This window comes from Desertibacillus haloalkaliphilus, assembly GCF_019039105.1.
Classification (GTDB): domain Bacteria; phylum Bacillota; class Bacilli; order Bacillales; family KJ1-10-99; genus Desertibacillus; species Desertibacillus haloalkaliphilus.
In genome coordinates this window covers 1-341 of sequence record NZ_JAHPIV010000535.1, presented here as the reverse complement: position 1 = coordinate 341, position 341 = coordinate 1, and the positions used below count along the sequence as shown (strand labels likewise).

General features: G+C 48.4%; 1 protein-coding gene. It reads left to right on the top strand.

What is annotated here, in order from left to right; all coding sequences use genetic code 11:
* Positions 1–58: 58 nt before the first annotated feature.
* Positions 59–341 (top strand): hypothetical protein (locus KH400_RS30380; protein WP_217228648.1); only part of this gene is annotated, 283 nt, incomplete at its 3' end.

Genomic DNA, 341 nt, shown 5'->3' with positions numbered 1-341 from the left:
AAAAAGAGAGGAGAGGGGGTAAAGAGAGAGGGAAGAGAAGGGAAAAGGAGGAGGGATAGTGAAGAGGGGGGTGTGGGGGTGGGAAAGAAGAAGAAGGAATAAGAGAGGGAGAGAGGGAGAGGGGGAGAGGAGAGGGGGAGAAGAGAAAGAGGGGAAGAGAAAAAAAAGGGAGAAGAAAGGAGGGAAAGAAGAAAAAAAGAAGAAGAAAAGAAAGGAGGGAAGAGGAGGGAGGAAGAAAAGGGGAGAGGGGAAAAGAAAGGAGGAAAGGAGGGGGGGGGAAAAAAGGAGAGGAAGGAGGAGAGGGAAAAGGAAAAAAAGAAGAAAAAGGAAGAGAAGAAGAG